Source organism: Streptomyces sp. NPDC014995, assembly GCF_043080745.1.
In the GTDB taxonomy this organism is placed as follows: domain Bacteria; phylum Actinomycetota; class Actinomycetes; order Streptomycetales; family Streptomycetaceae; genus Streptomyces.
Map to the genome: position 1 here is coordinate 1 of NZ_JBIBVX010000031.1, position 19,088 is coordinate 19,088.

The window sequence follows — 19,088 nt, forward strand, 5'->3', positions numbered from 1 at the left end:
TGATCCGCCCACTGCCCACCCGGCTTGCCGTTGCCGGGCAGGAGGGGTTCGATCTTCCGCCACTGCGCGTCCGTGAGTTCGTGTCGCCGCACCATCAGGGCGTCCTGCCCGACCAACTACGAGATCCACCCAGCCCACCAAGAGCCATCAGAAACGGCCTAACTCAAGTCCCTTCCCTGGAAGGAGATCCTGCTTCAGGGACGCACCCGGGGCATCGCCCACGGCCGCGCGGAGATCCGCCGGATCAAGGTCGCCACCGAGAACAGCCTGCTCTTCCCGGGGCCCGCCAGGCCGTCCAGATCAAGCGCCGGCGCACCGACCGCAAAGCGGCAAGACCACCGTCAAGACGATCTACACCGTCACCAGCCTGACCGCCGAGCAGGCCTCTGCGGCCAGCTCACCGAACTCATCCGCGACTACTGGAAGATCGAGGTCCTGCACCACGTCCGCGACACCACCTTCGCCGAGAACGCCTCCCAGCTGCGGACCGGCAACGCTCCCCGCGCACCAGCTGGCGCAGCCTCACCATCGGCCCTCCGCACAGCCGGAGTGAAGAACATCGCGGCCGGCCTCCGCCGCAACCCCCGCGACCCTCGCCGCCCCCTCGCACTCCTCGGCCTCGGAATGATCAGGAACCGGGCGTCACGCGACGCCGAAGCCCTGCCCTGGGGGGCAAGTGCCCTACCGGGAAACAATGGATGGCCCTCCGGTAGGCAGGAATGAGTTGGCGTCGGCCGCGGCCGCGGGTTACCGCTTGTTTCCAGCGCGAAGCCAGGCGATGTAGTCAGCGGCAGCGGCGGCGGTGTCGTACTGGGGCTCGAATCCGGTGTCCTCGCGCAGACGCCTGATGTCGAGCCAGCTTACGGGGCGAGCTCCGGCCGAGGGGAGTTCACATTGGAAGCTGGGGGCGACGGACTCGATCGCGGTGATGACGTCGGCGTTGCTGGTGGCACGACCGGAGGCGACGTTGTACGTCGAATGGTGCAGTTCATCGGCGAGCTGCAGCAGCGCAAGCGCGCGACCGGTGTCCTTGACGTAGAGCAGGTCGAGCGCGTCCTCGGCGTGCGGCGGCGCGATGAGTCCGGCCAGGTCGGGTTCGCTTTGCTGTGCTGCAGCGTGTGCGAGCGATGGGGCGGCGAAGAACGGGTCGGGCAGGTGCCCGCCGGGCCCCCAGGTGCCGGAGATGCGTGCGTTGACGATGTCTACGTCGGTCTCCTCCGACAGGTGGCCGGCGAGCAGCTCGGTGATCTTCTTGAACGTCGGGATGGGGTGGAAGTGCTCCAGGGAGATCGGCATGTCCTCGGTGAGTGCACCCTGGGATGTGAAGCCGTATACGCCGATGGTGCTCGCGGTCACGATGCGGCGCACGCCCCATGCCTGCGCGGCGCGGACGATGTTGAGGAATGCTTCCAGCGCCCGCCCGGATGCGTCGATCGGGGCGTCGTTCCTGACCGGCCACGGGAGGGCGACGGCGAGGTGCACGATCCCAGCGATTGGGTACTGCTGGCCGGCGGCGAGCAGGGCGTCGAGGTCGGCGACATCGGCTTGGACGACGTGCACGGGCAGGTCTGCGAGGTGGCGCGGAACCTGCGGGCTGCGGCGCTGGAGGAGGACGCACTCCTCACCCGCCTCAGCGAGTGCGCGGACGGTGTGGGAGCCGATGAAGCCGACCCCTCCGGTGACAAGAATCATGTCGATGCCATTCGTCGTGGTGCTGATCGTCAGCAGTACTGACGATCAGCTTAAGCGTAAGCTGGGGCTCATGTCCACCGAATCGAGCGCCACCGCTGACCCGCACGACGTCCTGGGTTACCTCCTCAAGCACGCCGCCCTCAAGCTCACGGCGCTGACGGATACAGCGCTCGAACCGTTCGGGATCGACAGCAAGGACTTCGGGGCGCTTCGAGTCCTGGCCCACCGTGAACCGGCATCGCAGCTGCAGGTAGCGCAGACGCTCGGCATCGACCGCACCACGATGGTGGCGTTGTTGGACGTGCTGGAACGGAAGGGCATCGTCACGCGACGACCGGATCCGGCAGACCGGCGCCGGAACGTCGTTGAGCTCACTGACCAGGGGTTGCAGGCGTACGACGCCGCACAGGTAGCGCATGGGGAAGCCGAGAGCGCGTTCCTCGCAGGGATCAGTCCCGGTGCGGCGGATCAACTCCGCCGCACGCTGAGGACCCTGGTGGAGAACTGAACCAGGCTCTGCACGGTCACCGGCGACCCCGCCGGATTCACGTGCTGCAGTCGCCCGCACCCTTGTCTTCGGTGTCCTCAATGCCCAGGAAGCGGACGTCTGTTTGAGGGCGGGTGCCATGGCAGTTCTTGCTCCCGACATCACAGCCGCACAACTCACCGGAGCGATGGAGGCGGTCCTGCGCGGCGGTCTCGTCGTGGTCCTCGAAACCGCTCCGGCCGTCACGGCGAACGCGCGACGAGCAGTCAACTCAAGAGCGGCTCCGCTGTTGTCCAGGCGAAAGCGTGAGATCCTCACCCTGCGACGTATGCCTCCATCACCACGGCGAACAGGGCCCGGTCGATCCACCGGCGCCGCTCCAGCAGAGAAGGGAAGAACGACCCGGCCCGCACCTTGGGGATCTACAGGTCCAGGTCGCCGGCCTGCGTGGTCAGCAGCCTGTCCCGGCGGCCGTTGCGCCAGGTGGTGCGTTTCTCGGAGTGTTCGCCCGGGGCGGCGCCGATGACCTCGGTGGCCTCGGCCTTGATGAGTTCCTGCAGGATGCGCTCGCACAGCACCCTGATCGTCTCAACTCCGTCGGCCGTACGTAGTGACTCCAGCAGCCGCATCAGGTCAGACTGGGACAAGGCCATCGCGCGCTCCTCCGGTCGAACTGCCCGTTCACCAGGGAGACTTACGCGGTGACGGCCTGCTCGTCACGCTCGGCGACCCGCCGCACGGGGACCTGCGGGCTCGCCTGCAGCCGTACCGACTCCCTGCGCCGACGTCCCGCAGCGGTCAGCCCGCCCCCATCCGCATACCTCACACACCACGGAATACAGTCACCACCCCAAACCCTTCAGGGACTTCGCGAAGATTCACCCGACGAGCCGAAGTCAGTGAAGGGTGCTGAATAGCCCAGTTACCGCGCGGACACAGCTTCTGGGGCTCCTGCGTCGTGATTCGGTGTCGGGGTGGTGTTCTTCGGGCCGCGGGCGAGGATGTAGAGGAACAGGCCGGCCATGACGGCGACGCCTGCCCACATGGCCTGCTGCCAGCCGTCGACGAAGGACTGCTGCGCGGTGTGGATCAGGTCCTGCGCGTGGCTGCCAGTGCTCGGGGCTACCTCGATGGCGTTGGCGATGCCTTCGCGTGCGGTGTCCGCAGCTCCCGGGGGGATGCTGTCGAGCTTGTCGTCGATGGCGCTGCGGTATCCGTCGGCCAGGAGCGCGCCGAGCATCGCGACGCCCAAGGCGGTGCCGAATTCACGGGTGACGTCGTTGAGGGCGGAGGCCACGCCCTGCTTGGCGCGTGGCAGGGAGCTGGTGATGGCCTCGGTGGAGGGCGTCATGGACAGGCCCATTCCGATGCCCATGGCGAACATGCCGGCGAGGATGGACAGGTAGCCGCCGTCGACGGAGACGAACAGGGCCATCAGTGCCAGGCCGACGGTGGACAGGGCGACGCCCACGGTCATGGTGGAGCGGGCGCCGATCTTGGCGGCCATCTTGGGGGCCAGGCTGGAGGTCATCATCATCATGACGGCCATCGGCATCATCGCCACGGTGGACAACAGACCCGACCAGCCCAGCACGGCCTGGAAGAACGGGAAGAGCAGGACGGCGATGCCGGCCTGGACGCCGAAGACGACGAGCAGGGTGATCGAGCCGCTGGCCAGGCCGCGCTCACGGAAGAGGCGTACGTCCAGCAGGGATGCGTCGCGGCGGTGCAGTTCCCAGGCCACGAAGGCGATGGCGGCGACGACGCCGACGGCCAGGCTGATCAGGGTGACGGGGTCGGTCCAGCCGCGCTCGGGGCCTTCCTGCAGGACGAAGATGACGCCGATCATGGCGATGGTGGACACCAGTGCACCGATGGTGTCGAAGGAATGGGTAGAGCGTTCGCTGGAGTTGGGCACCGACTTCAGCGTCATCGCCAGCGCGACGACGACCAGGACCACGGGCAGCACGAACAGCCAGCGCCAGTCCGCGACGTCGACCAGCAGGGCGGAGAGGAACATGCCCAGGATGCCGCCGCCTCCGGCGACGCCGGTCCATACGCCGATCGCTTTGCCTCGTTCCTCCTCGGGGAACGTGGAGGTGATGACGGCCAGCGTGATCGGCATGATCATCGCGGCGCTGATGCCCGCGGCAACGCGGGCGCCGATCATCACCGCGGCCGACGGGGCGAGGCCCGCGACGACGCTGGCCGCGCCGAAGATGATCAGTCCGGTGATCAGCATGGGCTTTCGGCCCAGCCGGTCACCGATCGCGCCGAGCGGCAGCAGCAGGGCGGCCAGGGCCAGGGTGTAGATATTGATGATCCACAGGACGGTGGTCTGCGAGGCACTGAACTCGACGGCCATACGGGTCTGGGCGACGTTCAGGCCGGACACCGAGGCGATGACGGCCATCAGCGCGATCGAGACGGTGATCAGGATCGCGCGGAGCTGACGCGCATCCGGCGTACCTTCGCCGCTAACTGGTGCGGCCGCCGCCTGGGGAGGCAGGTTGCTGCTCATTGTTTCCTCTCAAGAGGGGCATGCGGAATCAGCGCCGGAGCAGGGCCGGTCGCCAAAGGGTGGTGAAGCAGGAGGTCTTTTCACCGCGCGGACTGCAGGTGTGCGGTCGCGCGGTTCAGCTACGGCAGCTGGGGTGTCAGGCGGGGGCGTTCTCGGCCTGTGCTGCGGCGAGGGCCGCGTCGGTGTCGGCGGTGGCCAGGAGGGCGTTGATATGGGATCCGGCCAGGGCGCCGGCCGCGGCGGACGCGCCGACCTGCGCGGTGAGGTCGGTGGCGTTTCCGGCCACCCACACGCCCGGAACGCCGGTGGTGCCGGCCATGGCGGAGGCGAAGCGGCGGCCCGTGTTGTCGGGCAGGTCTTCCATCGGCAGCTTCAGTCCGTCCAGGCCCTCGGTGCGGGCCTGCATCTGCGTGGCCACCGCGATGACCCGCCGTTCCACGAATGTGCCGTCGACCAGGCGCAGGCCGGCAAGAGCGCCGCCCTCGTCGTTGACGACTTCCTGCACCTCCGTCTCGATGTTGCGGATGTTGCGGGCGGCGAACCGGGCGCGCGCGTCCTCGTCCAGGACGGTGCCGCCGGTGAAGTAGACCAGGTTGTCGGTGAGCTGACGGAACAGCAGTGCGTGGTGGAGGGAGGCAGGGCTGGTTGCGAGGATGCCGATGGGCTTGTCACGGACCTCCCAGCCGTGGCAGTAGGGGCAGTGCACAACGCTGCGGCCCCAGTGCTCGGCCAGGCCCGGAACCTCGGGCAGGACGTCGCGCAGGCCGGTGGCCACCAGGACGCGGCGCGCGGTGAGCGTGCGGCCGTCGGCCAGGGTGACGGTGAACCGGAGATCACCGTCGGCCGTGGGGGCGGCGGGCTCGGTGGCGGCCACTTCGCCGAAGACGATCTGGCCGCCGTACTGGCGTACCTGTTGGCGTCCGCGTTTGAGGATCTCGGGTGGCGGGGTGCCGTCCAGGACGATGAAGCCGTGCATCGCTGCGGCGGGCGCGTTGCGCGGGGTGCCGCTGTCGATCACGACGACCGAGCGGCGCGAGCGGGCGAGCATGAGCGCGCCGTTCAGGCCCGCGGCGCCGCCGCCGATCACCACCACGTCCACGGTCTCGACGGGCAGGGTGTCGCTCTCGTAGCGGGAAGTCTTCGCAGACATGTCGCGCCCTTTCGTCGTACGTGGCCCCCCGTGCTGGACCGTCTGTATTCGACGGTAAGCCTGCATTGCAGTGAAGGCATAACATATTGCCTATGACGCAAGAAGATGGGCAGCTGGACAGCCTCGTACGCAAACGGATCCGCGCCCTACGGGTCGCACAGGGGTGGTCCCTGGAGGAACTGGCCACCCGCGCCAACCTCAGTCAGTCCTCGCTCAGCCGCATCGAGAACGGTCAGCGCCGCCTCGCCCTCGACCAGCTCGTCACCCTCGCCCGCGCCCTGGACACCACCCTGGACCAGCTCGTGGAGAACGCCGCCGACGACGTCGTCATCAGCCCGATGATCGACGGCACCCACGGCCTGATGCGCTGGCCCATAAAGGGCGAACCCGGCATGAGCGTCATGCGTCAGCGGATGACCCAACCGCCGCCCGACAATCCCGCCCGCATGCGCGCCCACCCCGGCCGCGAATGGCTGGTGGTCCTGTCCGGTACGGCAATCCTGATGCTCGGCCATCGCCGGTTCCGCATTGAGACCAATCAGGCCGCCGAGTTCCCCACCATGATGCCGCACGCGATCGGCGCCGAGGGCGGGCCGTGCGAGATCATGGGCATCTTCGACCGTGACGCCCGCCGCGGCCACCAACGCGACACCGACGAGTCCGGCGACTGCGACAGCGCACAGGGCCCCTGCGAGTAGCGCCCGTGCGAGAACGGTGGTGTGCCGCCAGTAGAGAGGGATTTTGCGTGGCAGGCAGCACACAGAGCGACCTCTTTGCGTATTGCGCAAGCAGTCGTGCGATTCACGCATGAGGTGCTTACGGTGGTGCCATGACCCCAGCTCACGGCCCCAGCCCTCACCATGGCGGCTCGCACGGCCACCACCCAGAGCACGACGGCAGCGGCCAGGCGGAGATCCTTGACCTGGACGCCGAGGTGCTCGCCGAGCACATCGCGTCCATCACCGCCTGGCTCCCCCTGAAGTCCGAGCCGCGCCAAATCGTGGACCTGGGCTGCGGCACCGGTGCGGGCACCTTTGCCCTCCTTGAACGCTTCCCCGACGCACACGTCACCGCCGTCGACGCCTCCGCCGGCCACCTGCAACTCCTGCGCGAGAAGGCATACGCCCGCGGCATGCAGGACCGTGTGCGCACCGTGCAGGCCGACCTCAACACCGACCACTGGCCCGACCTCGGCACACCGGGCCTGGCGTGGGCCTCCGCTTCCATGCATCACATGGCCCGCCCCGACCGCGCACTGGCCGACGTCCACGAACTGCTCGCGCCGGGCGGCCTGTTCGCCCTCGTGGAACTGGACGGTTTCCCCCGCTTCCTGCCCGCCCACGCGCCCGAGGGCCGGCCTGGGCTCGAGGGGCGCGCCCATGCCGCAACCGACAGCTATCACGCCGAACACGTACCCCACCGCGGTGCCGACTGGGGGCCGATGCTGACCGCCGCAGGGTTCACCGTCGAGGACGAGCGCACCATCACCGTGAACATCGAAGGCAACCGCAATCAGGCCATCGGCCGCTACGCCCACGCCAGCCTGCAGCGCATCCGCGGCGCCGCCGCACCTGCCCTCAGCCCCGAAGACCTCGTCGCACTCGACGAACTCCTGGATGTCGACAGCCCACACAGCATCCTGCGCCGAAGCGACCTCGCGGTCCGCACCGAGCGCACCGTCTGGGCAGCCCGCCGCGCCTGAACCCGGGCCGCCCTGTTGTCTGTCGGGCAGCGCCGACAGCCAGTTACTTGCCTCATACGCAACCACTGCCGCGCACCCGCGTGCGTGTCGTCGGCTGAGCAACCATGCCGGCGCACGCCTCGCGCGGCGCTACCGCCGCGCACCCACGGCGCGGTGGAGAGGAAGGGAGTATCTCCATGACTGCACCTCAGGTTCCCGCCGACCACGAAGCCTGGCGCCAGGGCCGGTGGGAAGAGATCGCCGGAACGAACGGGAAGGGCACGGTCATCGCCAAGGCCAAGATCAACGGCCGCGATCCGCACACCCTGCCCGGCCTGCCCGGCCAGTGGACCACCACAGAAACGGGTGCGCTGACAGTGGCCGCCAAGGCCGAGGACGGCGTGCGCGCCAACGGCGAGGCCGTCGACGGAACCACGGAAGTTCCCTCCGGCAGCGTTCTGGAATTCCCCGGCAACCTGAACGGCTTCGCGGGCGGCGCCGATGGCTTCTATGGCGTCATCGTCATGGATCAAAGCCGGGTCGAACGCTCCGGCCTCAGCGGCATCGACCGCTTCCCGTATAACCCGGATTGGGTTTTCGAGGGCCACTACCGGGCTGCGCCGGAAGGGCGGCGTATCGAGGTGGAACGACTGACCGCCCCGCGGAGCACGGAGGCCATCCTCGCTCCCCTCGACCTGGTCGTGACCGTGCACGGCACCGAATACGTCCTCGCCGTTCTTGAGGAGTCTCCCGGGCAGCGCCTGGTGATCTTCACCGACGAGACCAATGGGGACTCCACCCCGCAGATCGGCCGCTGGCTGGTGCTGCCGCTGCTGGAGCCCGGCAGCGCCGTGACCGTGGACTTCAACCAGGCCACGCTCTCGCACCACCACCTGAACCCGGACGTCTTTGTCTGCCCCCTTTCGCCACCCGGCAACCACCTGCCCATGCGCATCGAGGTCGGCGAGCGCGCCCTGATCCACTCCGCCACCGGCCAGAGCTGACCTGCCCCAACCCCCTTTCGCACCGTTACCCGTAGCCCGTACAGGAAGAAGACCAGCATGAGTCAGGACCTCAAGGACAAGGCCGTCGCCTACCTCCGCGCACTCGAGTCGCGCGACTGGAAGGCCGCCCGTGCGCTCTGCGCCGAAACCGCCACCGTGTGGCACAACGATGGCAAGGGCGAGCAGTCCATCGAGGAGAACGTCGCGGGAATGGAGGGCCAGATCGAGTCCATCGAGTCGATGCGCTATGAGATCCTCCGCCAGCTCTCTCAGCACGGCGAAGTTCTTCAGCAGCACTTGGTGCACGTCGCCACAAAGAACGGGATGCGCGGCGAGGTGCACGCCGCCGTCTTCTTCGGCTTCAACGACGCCGGAGCGATCACCCGCATCGAGGAGTACGCCAACTTCATCCCCGTCAGCCAGGACAGCTGAGAGCCGAGAGCGGGCCGTACTCACCGCCGGCAGACGTGGACGGGCCGCGCTGACGGAGAGGGGCCCGCCGCCCGGTGAGGGAAGTAGCTGGCGAGAGGCACCTTTCGTTCTCAGCCGCGGCCAGCACTGCTGCGAGTTCGGGCGAGGAGCTGCAACTCGATACGTCGATGATCCAACGACGTCACCGCGCGCAGTCCTGCGTCAGGGCAGGCACTGGGCACATTGGCAGTTCCCAGTGTCAACAACGCTCGTGGTCAATACATCTAGCACGACACAACGGATCCCGAGGTCGTCGTTGCCAAGTTCCTGAGGACGGGACGGGCCCTGACCCCGACAAGCGCCTCGAGATGGCCGCCTGCTTCGCCGGGAGGGTCCGCGATGGCCACGTCATCGACGCACACGACTATCTCGACCGGCCCCCGCCCGGCATCGGACAAGCCCTCGTCCCGGACCTGACCACGTCGAGCACACATCGACACCTGAGAGAGGAACAGCACATGCCTGCGAACACCGCCGACCCCAACGAGACCACGGCCGTCCGCCGCAAGCGCGGCGAGGACATCATGAAGACACTGAGAGGGGGCGGCGCCCCCTCGCTGGACGCACTCGACCGCGACTTCCCCTTCCTGGCCCAACGCTGTCAACGCCTACGCGGTGGGTGAGCTCTTTGCCCGGGATGTCCTCGATGTCCGTACCCGCCAGTTCGCGCTCCTCGCAGCCTTCGCGGCCCTCGGCCTCGGCGACTTCATCAAGATCCATGGAGGGTACGTCCTCAACGCGGGGGCCACCGAGGACGAGCCGAAGGAGGTCGTCTACCTCACCACCATTCCCGGCGGCTTCCCTCGCGCGATCCAGGCATCACAGGCAGTGGCGGAACTCCTCGCCTCCCGCCGGGCAGACTGAGGACCTGTAGGACCCGCCGGTACGGTCGGCGGACCCTCGTTGGTAGGCGCTGCGTCGGGCTGTTGCCTGGTGGTGTCTGCGCCAGGTGGGCCAGTGCAGCAGCATGGCGGCAGAACGGGCCGGTGGGTCGAAAACGGCGGCGAGTAGTACTTGGCGGCCGACCACACCGTGCCGCGCACCATCCACGACCAGGCGAACACCGACCACAGCGCCTCGCCCACCACCCTCGGCAGCGGCGGCTCGGACACCCTGCCCGGCTTCTTCGGCGGCAAGTACCGCGATGGTCCCGCTCGGCTTCTCCCACCGCCAGCAGATCGTCCAACAGGCACCCAAGGGCTTCAACTGGCAGGTGCTGCCCGCCCAGGCCGGTGCCGACGGGCTCACTCAGGACGTCAGCCCGCAGACCCGGTCCGTCGCCGAGGACAGCCCGCACAAGAAGGAGGCCGCCGCCTTCCTCGACTTCCTGCTCCGGCCGCGGAACATGGTCCGGCTCGCCCTGGGCGACTGGATGCTGCCCACCGGCACCCAGGCCCCGAAGGACCCCGCCCTGCACACCGCGAAGGACGGCTGGGCCACCGGCACCGCCCTCGCCGCGCACCTGCGCCCCGCGCCCGCGCAGTCCGTGCGCGGCTGCCCGGGGTGGAAGGACAAGGTCGCCACGCCCGCCTTCCAGGAGTACTACAGCGGCGCGATCGGGCTGGACGAACTGCGCGAACGCCTGGAGGAAGACGGGAACCTGGTGCTGGCCCGGTACCAGCGATGAGCCCTCCGCTCAGGGAACGGCGGGGCCGGTGACGTACCGTCCCTCGCCGTCGTACGGCCAGACGTTGGGCACGCAGCCGTGCATGCCCTTGATCTGCTGCATCATCGCGGGAGCCGGCTTGCCGGGGCCGGGGCAGGTGACATGACCGTGCCCGAGGAAATGGCCGACCTCGTGGTTGATGATCAGCGCCCGGTAGGACGTCACGTCCTTGGCGTAGACGGGCGTTGCCAGTTCCCACCGCTTGAGGTTGACCATCACGTTCTTGTCCACGCTGCAGTTGACCTCGCCGCCGGTGTCCAGCCCGTACTGACCGCAGATCTTGTCCACGGTCCCGGGTGTCGCGACGCGTACGACGAAGTCGGTACTGCCGCCCGACACCCGCTGGAACGCGGAGCGGCCGTCCGCCGTCCAGCCGCGCCGGTCGGCCAGGATGCCCTCCACCTGCTCGGCGACCGCCGCGGCGGACAGCTTCAGGCCGTCCTCGACCTCGACCCGGTAGCGCAGGACCGTCCCCTGCCCCACCTTGGCGCTCCCGCCAGGAGCGGTCGTGAAGGTACCCGGTCCCGTGGCCGGGATGACCGGCTCGGAAGAGCCGGCGGAGGGACTCGACGGGCTGACGGACGGGCTCGCGGAAGGACTGCGCGGGGCGGGGCTGGACGCCGCGCGCCCGGTGGGCTCGTCCCGCGCGGCGGAGTCGCCCCCGGCTCCGGCCCCGACTCCCGCCCCTCCCCGGTCCGCGGACGTCCATCCCACGGCCGCGAAACCGATGGCCCCGAGGAGGGTCAGCGCGGCCAGCCCTCCCCACAGCGGTCCCTTCCGCCCGCGCGCGGAGGCGTGCGCGCGGCCGCTCCTGCGGCGGCGGGTGCGGGACGGAGTTGCTCGGTGCGCGGTCATGGTCGTTCAGACTGTGACCGCGATGTGATGGGATCTGGCCCAGACGATAACGAAACGATAACGGGCCCCTGTTGGGCTCATGTGATCATCCGGTAACAGTGGCCCTGGCTTGTAGAGGTTCTGCGGATACTGAGCGCATGCCACGCGTTCTGCTGATCGAAGACGACCCTGCCGTACGGGAAGGCGTCGCGCTCGCCCTGCGCCGCCAGGCCCACGAGGTCGCCGCCGCCGAGACGGGCGAGGAGGGACTGGAGCGGCTGCGGTCCTTCCGGCCGGACGTCGTGGTGCTGGACCTGATGCTGCCCGGCATGCCCGGACTGGACGTGTGCCGGGGGATGCGGGCCCTGGACCAGACGCTGCCGATCATCATGGCGACCGCGCGCGGCGACGACGAGGACATCGTCGTAGGCCTGGAAGCCGGAGCCGACGACTACGTGGTAAAGCCCGTGCAGGCACGGGTGCTGGCGGCGCGTATCCGTGCCGTCCTGCGCCGGGCGGCCGGGGCGCCCGCCGACGGTGGGATACCGAAGATCGACACGTACGGGGACCTGGCCGTCGACCGGGCCGGTCTCTCGGTCACCTGGCAGGGCGCTCCGGTCTCGCTCGCCCCGTCCGAACTACGGCTGCTGCTCACCCTGTCCGCCTCGCCCGGCCAGGTGTTCAGCCGGCAGCAACTCCTGGAGGCCGTCTGGGAACACAGCTACCACGGCGACGCACGCCTGGTGGACGCCTGCGTCAAACGGCTGCGCGCCAAGATGGGCGAACCCTCGCGCGAGCCCCGCTACATCCAGACCGTGCGCGGCTTCGGCTACCGGTTCGCGTCCCGGTGAGGCGGCTGCCGAGAACCCGTGTCAGGGCTCCTCAACTGCGCAGTCTGCGCATGCGGTTGGTGGTGGCGTTCGCGCTGGTCGCCGCCCTCACCGCCGCGACCACCGGCGCCCTGACCTTCCGGGAGGCCCGCACGGGAGTGCTCCAGCAGAGCCAGGACACCGTGATCAAGCTGCTGCGGACCCAGATCGGCCGACTCGCCCCCGAACTCCCCGTCCCGCCGGGCGAGTTCGAGCTGCAGCGGTTCGCGGACGACGTGGCCGGCGCCGAACCCGCCGGGACCTGGCGGGTGCTGGTCGCCTACGGCGGGCTGAGCGCCACCTCCGCTCCCGACGATCCGTTCGAGGAGCTGACGCCGGCCCTGCGCGCGGCCGTGGACTCCAGCACGGCCACCGTCTTCCAGCGGGTGGACAGCGGCGACCACACCTCCCTCGTCGTCGGCATGTCGGTCACCTTCACCGCCGGCACCGCCGCGACCGGTCCCGCGTCCGGCATCCAGGTGTTTCTCACCGTGCCGCAGACCACGGAACAGGCGTACGTCGACGCCCTGGTCACCGCCGTCGAACGGGCCACCGTGCCCGCCCTCGGCCTCGCCGTGCTGCTCGCGCTGCTCGCCGCCCGCGGGGTGCTGCGGCCGGTGCGCGCACTGCGCCGCGCCACCCGCAGCATCGCCGAAGGCCGGCTGGACACCCGGCTCGACGTCAACGGCTCCGACGAACTCGCCGACCTGTCGCACACGTTCAACGAGACGGCCGCCGCCCTGGAGGAGTCAGTGGCCGAACTGCGCGACATGGAGGCCCGGGCCCGCCGGTTCGCCGCGGACGTCTCGCACGAACTGCGCACCCCGCTGGCCGCCATGTCCGCGGTCACCGACGTTCTCGACGAGGACGCCGCCCGCCTCGACCCCGACACCGCCACCGCGGTCCGGCTGATCAGCGAGGAGACCGTGAAACTGGCCCGGCTGGTGGACGACCTGATGGAGATCTCCCGCTTCGACGCGGGCGCGGCGGTGCTGCACCTGGACGAGATCGACCTCGCCGAGTCACTGCGGCGCACGCTCGCCGCCCGTGCCTGGACGGACCTGGTGGACGTCCGCCTGCCCCCGCCCGACGCGCTGCGCGGACGGGTCGACCCGCGCCGCCTCGACGTCGTCGTCGCGAACCTGGTCGGCAACGCCCTGCGGCACGGTGCCCGTCCCGTCCACCTGCGCCTGTACGAGGACGGTGAGCGGATCGCCATTATCGAGGTGCTGGACAGCGGGCCCGGCATCCCCGACAGCGTGCTGCCCCACGTCTTCGAGCGCTTCTACAAGTCGGACGCCGCCCGCACCCGGACCGAGGGCAGCGGCCTGGGCCTCGCCATCACGGCGGAGAACGTCCGGATGCACGGCGGCACCGTCCGGGCGGCGAACCGTCCGGAGGGCGGCGCGGTCTTCACCGTCGAACTCCCGCTGCGGCGGGACGAGTCGACCCTGAGGAGCGAACAGTGAGAGCCGTACGCCGAGCCGTGCTGCTGGCCGTTCCCGCGCTGTGTGCGCTCGCCTCCTGCGGCATCCCCACGACCGGCGTGGTGGAGGCGGGCGGGCCCGCCAGTGGGGTGGTGCCCACGATCCGGGTGTACTTCGTGGCGGGGGACGGCACCCTGGTCGCGGTTCCCCGCAGGACCGTCGCGCCGGTCGACGTCGAGTCGGCGGTGGCGGTACTGCTCGAGGGCCCGACCGAGGCGGAGCGCGTCAAGCGCCTGACCACGCTGCTGCCGCTGCCGGGGCTCCTGGCGACGCCCGTCCCGGCCGCCACGGCCACGGACGGCCCCGTGGCGGTGCCGCAGGAGGAGGCGCGTACGGCCGACCTCGTGAAGGTGGTGGCGGAGGACGACCGGGTGTCCATTGAACTCACCACCGCCTCGGGTGAGTTGACGGGCCTCGCAGTGGACCAGCTGGTCTGTACGGCCCTCGGGGCGCAGCGCGTCGCCGAACCCGGGGCGGAACCCTTGCCGGTGACCGTCACGGGCCCGGGCGGTCGGCCCGTCGAAGGGACCGGCGCGAGTTGTTCCGACGGCTGACCGAGGTGCCGACTCCGCGTGGACCTGCTGGATCTCCGGCGGGCAGCCTCTTGCGCCTGCGCGGCCCTCTGGCCGGCTGCCTGCCCCGCAATCTCTAGATAGCACCCCATGACAGTGATGACGGACGCGCTCGTATCGGCATTGGAAGACGCCCACGAGGCGCATGAGGCGGTCGTCGACCGGTTCAGGGCGGATGTGACCAGCACGCGCCGGCCCCTACCGGCAGATGCTCAAGGGCCAGGTGAACGACGTTCAGGACAGCCTTCGACGTATCGAGCACCGCGTGCGCAGGCTGCGGCCCCGCAGCGGGCTTGTCGGGGAGAGCATGGATATGGCGAGGTTCGTCTCGTGCAGCGCCGTGCGCACTGCCATGCTGCCGCTGACCATCGGATCGGTGATCACGACTGAGATGCTGCGCGGCTGGTGGCCGAACGGCGAACGGCGGCTGCTGAGGAACGCCGAAGACGAGTACGTGGTCACCGCCCGGGCGCTGGCGGCCTGCCGGGCCGGCCAGAGCATCGCGGAAAAGCGGTCCATGACCAGGCAACCGCCGACCTGCTCGCTGCGCTGCGCCGCCAGGATGAGGAACTGCTCGAAAGGCTGGAGGACAGCGTCGTCGATCAGGTTCGGGCCGTGGCGGCCGCGGCCAACGGCTTTCGCGTGGAGAACGGCGGTGGCTGGGCCGACGCGGCCCGCGCACGTTGCGGGCCGTCGCCAACCGGGTGCGGCGGTGACGGCAGGACCACACGGCGCGCGGGGGCCTGCTCACGCCGACCACCGCCACGGTGTGCAGTGGGCACGACGGACGGGAATGTGCGGTCGGTGAGACCGTCCGTCGGCGCGGCAGGCGCATCTTTGGCTGACGTGGCCGCGGTCGTCTGCCGTCGGCCAAGTGGCGGTCCCCGAGCACATCCTCGGATCGGCCGATGCGGTTCCGTTATCGTCCGAGCCAGGTCCGGTCACACAGCGGACCTAGCCTCAACGACCGTGATCGCTCAGCACGCGAGGCCTTCGGCATCCCGGTCCCGCGGCCCGGGCGGTCTGCCTCCGGCGGCGGACCCACTGCCGACCTGTCCTGGCCGGCGTGGGACGGCGTGACGTTCCAACCTCGGAGTCATCGCGGGGCGGGACTGTGCGCTCCAGCCCTTCGTTCCTTCATCCCCCGACGAAAGAGATGGCATGAGCATGTCCTTATCTCCCGGCAGACGAATACGTGCGGCCGCCCCGCTGGGAGCTCTCGCCATGGCCGCCGTAGTCACCGCGACCGGGATCCCGGGGGTGAGCCAGGCCGTCGCCCTGACCCCTGACGCTCCGGCAGGCCCAGGGAGGACCCTGTCCGTTCCGGGGGCGAAGAGCGCCAAAACGGTGACGCTGATCACCGGCGACAAGGTGTCGATCGCCGCGGACGGCTCTGTCGCCGGGATCGAGAGGGCCAAGGGGCGCGAGGGCGCGTCGTTCTCGGTCCGGAAGGTCGACGGGCACAGCTTCGTCATACCGGGCGACGCGGCGCCGGCTGTCGCCCAGGGAAAGCTCGACCGGCGGCTGTTCGACGTGACGCAACTCGTCGCGTACGGGTACGACGACGCGAGCCGGTCCGACCTGCCGCTGATCGTCACCTACGCCGGGGACGAGACACCCCCCGCGAGCGCCTTCCGCGACGCACGGGCCAAGGCTGGCCAGGAGCTGACCAGCGTCAACGGCGTGGCGCTACGGGCCGACAAGCACGGCCACTCCGCGTTCTGGGACACCTTCACCGACGGCGGGGACGGTGGACAGGGCACGGCGCGGCTGTCCGGCTCACCGGCGGTGAAGAAGGTGGTGAAAGTCTGGCTGGACGGCAAGCGCCAGGCCAGCCTGGACAAGAGCGTGGCCCAGACGGGCGCGCCGACGGCCTGGGGCGCCGGGTTCGACGGCACGGGCGTCAAGGTCGCCGTGCTGGACACCGGCGTCGACCAGACGCACCCCGACCTGGCGGGCCAGGAGATCGCCGAGCGGAACTTCTCCGACGCCGAGGACAGCGTCGACCGGGTCGGCCACGGCACCCATGTGGCCTCGACGGTGGCCGGTACGGGTGCCAGGTCGCAGGGCAGGTACAAGGGCGTCGCGCCGGGCGCGCGCATCCTGGACGGCAAGGTCCTGGACGACAGCGGCGGCGGCTGGGAGTCCGGCATCATCGCGGGCATGGAGTGGGCGGTCGCCGAGGGCGCCCAGGTCGTCAACCTCAGTCTGGGCGGCACCGACACCCAGGGCATCGACCCGCTGGAGGAGACGGTCAATCGTCTCTCCGCAGAGACGGACACGCTGTTCGTCATCGCCGCGGGCAACGCGGGCGAGGACGGCGAGAGCACCGTCGGATCGCCCGGCAGCGCCGAGTCCGCGCTGACGGTCGGCGCGGTCGACAAGGCCGACAAGCTCGCCGACTTCTCCAGCCGCGGCCCGCGCGTCGGTGACGGAGGAGTCAAGCCGGACCTGACCGCGCCGGGCGTCGACATCACGGCCGCCGCCTCCACCGCGAGCGGCATAGAGCAGGTGTTTCCCTCGGGGACGCCCGGTTACGCCACCCTGAGCGGCACGTCGATGGCCACTCCCCATGTCGCGGGCGCCGCCGCCATCCTGGCGCAGCAGCACCCGGACTGGACCGGCGAGCGGATCAAGGCGGCGCTCACCGCTTCCGCTAAGCCCGGCCCGTACAGCGCGTACCAGCAGGGCACCGGCCGCACCGATGTGGCCCGGGCGATCGGGCAGACCGTCGTCGCCGAGCAGGGGCCGATCGGCTTCGGCCGCCCGAAGTGGCCTCACACCGATGACGAGCCGGTGACGAAGGAGATCACGTACCGCAATCTCGGCACCGAGCCGGTCGTCCTGGACCTGGCCATCGAGGCGCTCGGAATGGACGGCGGGCCCGCCCCCGAGGGCATGTTCGAGATGTCGTCGCGGCAGCTCACCGTTGCGGCGGGCGGTGCGGCGAGCACCACGGTGACCGCCGATACGCGCGTCGGCGGCGAGGCCTACGGCTCGTACGGCGGCTCGGTGACCGCAGCCTCGGCCGACGGCCGGACCCGGGTGCGCACCGCCTTCGGCGTGGAGCGCGAGATCGAGTCGTACGACCTGACCATCAAGCACCTGGACGACGACGGCAAGCCGACCGGCAAGGGTTTCACGGCGATCGATGGCCGGGACCGCGAGTACTACCAGGAGTTCGCCGACGCGACGGACGGCGAGATCACGGTGCGCCTGCCCAAGGGTGGTTATGCGCTCACCGGGATCCTCAACGCCGGCGGCGAGTCCGCCGCCCCCGACTCCCTCCTCCTGGCCCCGGCCCTGCAGCTGACCAAGGACACCACGGTCGTCATGGACGCCCGGGAGGCCAAGCCCACGCGCATCACCGTCCCCGACGCGGGAGCCGAGAACCACCACGCCCAGCTCATCCCGGGCTACACCCGCTCCGACGGGCAGCCCTTGGGCTTCATGCCGTCCATCTTCGACTTCCCCGATTTCCAAAGCTTCAAGGTCGGTCACATCGGCCCGGAGGCGCCGAAGGACGCGGCATACGCCCAGTACAGCGGTTTCTGGACACGTCAGCCGGCCGACGGGCGCGCAGTGAACTACCGTCTCGCGTGGAACCGTACGGGTTCGCTCGGCGGCTTCACCGCCGACGTCCGGCGCGAGCAGCTGGCCGAGATCGACTTCGCGGCCGGCAGGCCCGGCCCTGAGCCAACCGCTCAGGTCGCGGTGATGCCCCTGACACCCATCGGCGAGTTCGCGGCCGACTTCAGCACCCCCACCCTGCGCCAACTGCCGCTGCGGACCTCTGAACACGTCCTCGGCAACGGCGTCAAGTGGTCCTACTCCGTACACCACTGGAAGTCGGGGAACGCGCAGCTGGGAAGGTTCACGGCGTACCAGCCGAAGAAGAGCTACACCGCGCGGTTCAACGTCGGTGTCTTCGGTCCGCTCCTGCCCCCGGGTGAGGGTGAACCGCGGTGGGGGCGTCCCGGGATCGCGCGGAGCGGGAACACGATCAAGGCGCATCTGCCCATGTTCGGCGACAGTGACGGGCATGAGAGCAGCAGCGGCTACACGGAGCTGGAGAGTTCGCTCCGCGCCGACGGTGAAGAGATCCCCGCCGAGGGCGATCCGCTGAACATCGCCGAGTACACCGTCCCCACCGGGGACGGCCGGTACGAACTGAGTGTCGACGCCTCCCGGGACCCCGAGCTACTCGCGGTAAGCACCCGCGTGCGGGCGCAGTGGACGTTCAGGTCGGCCGGCGTGTCCGGGGACAGCTGGGCCCGGCTGCCGCTGTCCGTGGTCCGCTTCTCCCCCGGGCTGTCACTGACCAGTACGGCGAAGGCCGGCGAGAGGTTCCGGGTGCCCTTCACCGTGGAGGGCGCGGCCACCGCTCGGACAGCCAAGAAGCTGGAGTTCGAGGTGTCCTATGACGACGGCAGGACCTGGACCACGGCCAGAGCCGTCAACGGCACCCACCTGTCGCTGAACCACCCCGCGAAGCCGGGCACCGTCTCGCTGCGTGCCAAGCTGACCGACCGTGACGGCAACACCCTGGTCCAGACGATCGACCGCGCCTACCTCACGGTCCGGTAGGGCGAGGGCAGCAGAGCGAGGGCCGAAGGGCCCGTTCACCGACAGGGCCCGGGTCGAAGACCCGGGC

Annotated in this window: 16 protein-coding genes and 2 pseudogenes; 12 read left to right on the top strand and 6 right to left on the bottom strand. The window is 69.9% G+C overall.

Annotated elements, in window-relative coordinates:
- Positions 1-747: 747 nt before the first annotated feature.
- Positions 748-1,692, bottom strand: a complete 945-nt coding sequence (locus ACF1A1_RS38105) for an NAD-dependent epimerase/dehydratase family protein (protein WP_392006630.1) — start codon at positions 1,690-1,692, stop codon at positions 748-750.
- A gap of 4 nt (positions 1,693-1,696) precedes the next feature.
- Here ACF1A1_RS38105 and ACF1A1_RS38110 point away from each other — a divergent pair, with 4 nt between their 5' ends.
- Positions 1,697-2,200 (top strand): MarR family winged helix-turn-helix transcriptional regulator, encoded by a 504-nt coding sequence (locus ACF1A1_RS38110; RefSeq protein WP_392006632.1) that lies wholly within the window; start codon positions 1,697-1,699, stop codon positions 2,198-2,200.
- Positions 2,201-2,496: 296 nt separating this feature from the next.
- On the opposite strand, the pseudogene ACF1A1_RS38115 reads toward ACF1A1_RS38110, so the two are convergent.
- The 3 genes and pseudogenes from ACF1A1_RS38115 to ACF1A1_RS38125 form a co-directional block, all read right to left on the bottom strand.
- A pseudogene (locus ACF1A1_RS38115) lies at positions 2,497-2,832 on the bottom strand (transposase); the annotation flags it as partial.
- A 269-nt stretch (positions 2,833-3,101) separates the two neighbouring features.
- Positions 3,102-4,700: an MFS transporter gene (locus ACF1A1_RS38120; protein WP_392006634.1), complete on the bottom strand. Its 1,599-nt coding sequence runs from the start codon at positions 4,698-4,700 to the stop codon at positions 3,102-3,104.
- 136 nt (positions 4,701-4,836) lie between these two features.
- Positions 4,837-5,850 (bottom strand): NAD(P)/FAD-dependent oxidoreductase, encoded by a 1,014-nt coding sequence (locus ACF1A1_RS38125; protein ID WP_392006636.1) that lies wholly within the window; start codon positions 5,848-5,850, stop codon positions 4,837-4,839.
- Between the two features lie 92 nt (positions 5,851-5,942).
- Here ACF1A1_RS38125 and ACF1A1_RS38130 point away from each other — a divergent pair, with 92 nt between their 5' ends.
- The 7 genes and pseudogenes from ACF1A1_RS38130 to ACF1A1_RS38160 form a co-directional block, all read left to right on the top strand.
- Positions 5,943-6,548: a helix-turn-helix domain-containing protein gene (locus ACF1A1_RS38130; RefSeq protein WP_392006638.1), complete on the top strand. Its 606-nt coding sequence runs from the start codon at positions 5,943-5,945 to the stop codon at positions 6,546-6,548.
- A gap of 131 nt (positions 6,549-6,679) precedes the next feature.
- The gene (locus tag ACF1A1_RS38135) at positions 6,680-7,552 is read left to right on the top strand and encodes a class I SAM-dependent methyltransferase (RefSeq protein WP_392006640.1); all 873 of its coding nucleotides are present in this window, start codon (positions 6,680-6,682) and stop codon (positions 7,550-7,552) included.
- 176 nt (positions 7,553-7,728) lie between these two features.
- The gene (locus ACF1A1_RS38140; RefSeq protein WP_392006642.1) at positions 7,729-8,535 is read left to right on the top strand and encodes a DUF1684 domain-containing protein; all 807 of its coding nucleotides are present in this window, start codon (positions 7,729-7,731) and stop codon (positions 8,533-8,535) included.
- Between the two features lie 57 nt (positions 8,536-8,592).
- Entirely contained in the window at positions 8,593-8,967 is a 375-nt protein-coding gene (locus tag ACF1A1_RS38145; RefSeq protein WP_392006644.1) for a nuclear transport factor 2 family protein, read from the top strand.
- A 497-nt stretch (positions 8,968-9,464) separates the two neighbouring features.
- Positions 9,465-9,629, top strand: coding sequence for a hypothetical protein (locus ACF1A1_RS38150; protein WP_392006646.1), 165 nt, complete (start codon positions 9,465-9,467; stop codon positions 9,627-9,629).
- Positions 9,622-9,870 carry a carboxymuconolactone decarboxylase family protein gene (locus ACF1A1_RS38155; RefSeq protein WP_392006648.1) on the top strand — a complete coding sequence of 83 codons (249 nt, stop codon included), beginning with the start codon at positions 9,622-9,624 and terminating at the stop codon, positions 9,868-9,870. Before ACF1A1_RS38150 ends, ACF1A1_RS38155 begins: the two co-directional genes overlap by 8 nt.
- 156 nt (positions 9,871-10,026) lie before the next feature.
- A pseudogene (locus ACF1A1_RS38160) lies at positions 10,027-10,633 on the top strand (extracellular solute-binding protein); the annotation flags it as partial.
- Between the two features lie 9 nt (positions 10,634-10,642).
- Here ACF1A1_RS38160 and ACF1A1_RS38165 read toward each other — a convergent pair.
- Entirely contained in the window at positions 10,643-11,527 is an 885-nt protein-coding gene (locus tag ACF1A1_RS38165) for a DUF3152 domain-containing protein (protein WP_392006650.1), read from the bottom strand.
- Positions 11,528-11,664: 137 nt separating this feature from the next.
- Between ACF1A1_RS38165 and ACF1A1_RS38170 the strand changes: the two genes are divergently transcribed.
- The 3 genes from ACF1A1_RS38170 to ACF1A1_RS38180 are packed head-to-tail and all read left to right on the top strand — an operon-like array spanning position 11,665 to position 14,416.
- Complete coding sequence (locus tag ACF1A1_RS38170) at positions 11,665-12,357, top strand: response regulator (protein ID WP_392006652.1); 693 nt, start codon at positions 11,665-11,667, stop codon at positions 12,355-12,357.
- Positions 12,358-12,407: 50 nt separating this feature from the next.
- Positions 12,408-13,844, top strand: a complete 1,437-nt coding sequence (locus ACF1A1_RS38175) for a sensor histidine kinase (protein WP_392006654.1) — start codon at positions 12,408-12,410, stop codon at positions 13,842-13,844.
- Positions 13,841-14,416, top strand: coding sequence for a hypothetical protein (locus ACF1A1_RS38180; protein WP_392006656.1), 576 nt, complete (start codon positions 13,841-13,843; stop codon positions 14,414-14,416). The genes ACF1A1_RS38175 and ACF1A1_RS38180 overlap by 4 nt, the downstream gene beginning before the upstream one ends.
- A gap of 252 nt (positions 14,417-14,668) precedes the next feature.
- Here the strand turns inward: ACF1A1_RS38180 and ACF1A1_RS38185 are convergent, their stop codons facing one another.
- Complete coding sequence (locus ACF1A1_RS38185; protein WP_392006658.1) at positions 14,669-14,953, bottom strand: hypothetical protein; 285 nt, start codon at positions 14,951-14,953, stop codon at positions 14,669-14,671.
- 705 nt (positions 14,954-15,658) lie between these two features.
- On the opposite strand from ACF1A1_RS38185, the gene ACF1A1_RS38190 reads away from it, so the two are divergent.
- Positions 15,659-19,021 carry a S8 family serine peptidase gene (locus ACF1A1_RS38190; protein WP_392006659.1) on the top strand — a complete coding sequence of 1,121 codons (3,363 nt, stop codon included), beginning with the start codon at positions 15,659-15,661 and terminating at the stop codon, positions 19,019-19,021.
- Positions 19,022-19,088: the final 67 nt, after the last annotated feature.

Bases quoted from the DNA above. Each gene is read 5' to 3' on its own strand.
- ACF1A1_RS38105 (WP_392006630.1), bottom strand. From the start codon at position 1,692: ATGATTCTTGTCACCGGAGGGGTCGGCTTCATCGGCTCCCACACCGTC.
- ACF1A1_RS38110 (WP_392006632.1), top strand. From the start codon at position 1,697: ATGCCATTCGTCGTGGTGCTGATCGTCAGCAGTACTGACGATCAGCTT.
- ACF1A1_RS38120 (WP_392006634.1), bottom strand. From the start codon at position 4,700: ATGAGCAGCAACCTGCCTCCCCAGGCGGCGGCCGCACCAGTTAGCGGC.
- ACF1A1_RS38125 (WP_392006636.1), bottom strand. From the start codon at position 5,850: ATGTCTGCGAAGACTTCCCGCTACGAGAGCGACACCCTGCCCGTCGAG.
- ACF1A1_RS38130 (WP_392006638.1), top strand. From the start codon at position 5,943: ATGACGCAAGAAGATGGGCAGCTGGACAGCCTCGTACGCAAACGGATC.
- ACF1A1_RS38135 (WP_392006640.1), top strand. From the start codon at position 6,680: ATGACCCCAGCTCACGGCCCCAGCCCTCACCATGGCGGCTCGCACGGC.
- ACF1A1_RS38140 (WP_392006642.1), top strand. From the start codon at position 7,729: ATGACTGCACCTCAGGTTCCCGCCGACCACGAAGCCTGGCGCCAGGGC.
- ACF1A1_RS38145 (WP_392006644.1), top strand. From the start codon at position 8,593: ATGAGTCAGGACCTCAAGGACAAGGCCGTCGCCTACCTCCGCGCACTC.
- ACF1A1_RS38150 (WP_392006646.1), top strand. From the start codon at position 9,465: ATGCCTGCGAACACCGCCGACCCCAACGAGACCACGGCCGTCCGCCGC.
- ACF1A1_RS38165 (WP_392006650.1), bottom strand. From the start codon at position 11,527: ATGACCGCGCACCGAGCAACTCCGTCCCGCACCCGCCGCCGCAGGAGC.
- ACF1A1_RS38170 (WP_392006652.1), top strand. From the start codon at position 11,665: ATGCCACGCGTTCTGCTGATCGAAGACGACCCTGCCGTACGGGAAGGC.
- ACF1A1_RS38175 (WP_392006654.1), top strand. From the start codon at position 12,408: ATGCGGTTGGTGGTGGCGTTCGCGCTGGTCGCCGCCCTCACCGCCGCG.
- ACF1A1_RS38185 (WP_392006658.1), bottom strand. From the start codon at position 14,953: ATGGACCGCTTTTCCGCGATGCTCTGGCCGGCCCGGCAGGCCGCCAGC.
- ACF1A1_RS38190 (WP_392006659.1), top strand. From the start codon at position 15,659: ATGGCCGCCGTAGTCACCGCGACCGGGATCCCGGGGGTGAGCCAGGCC.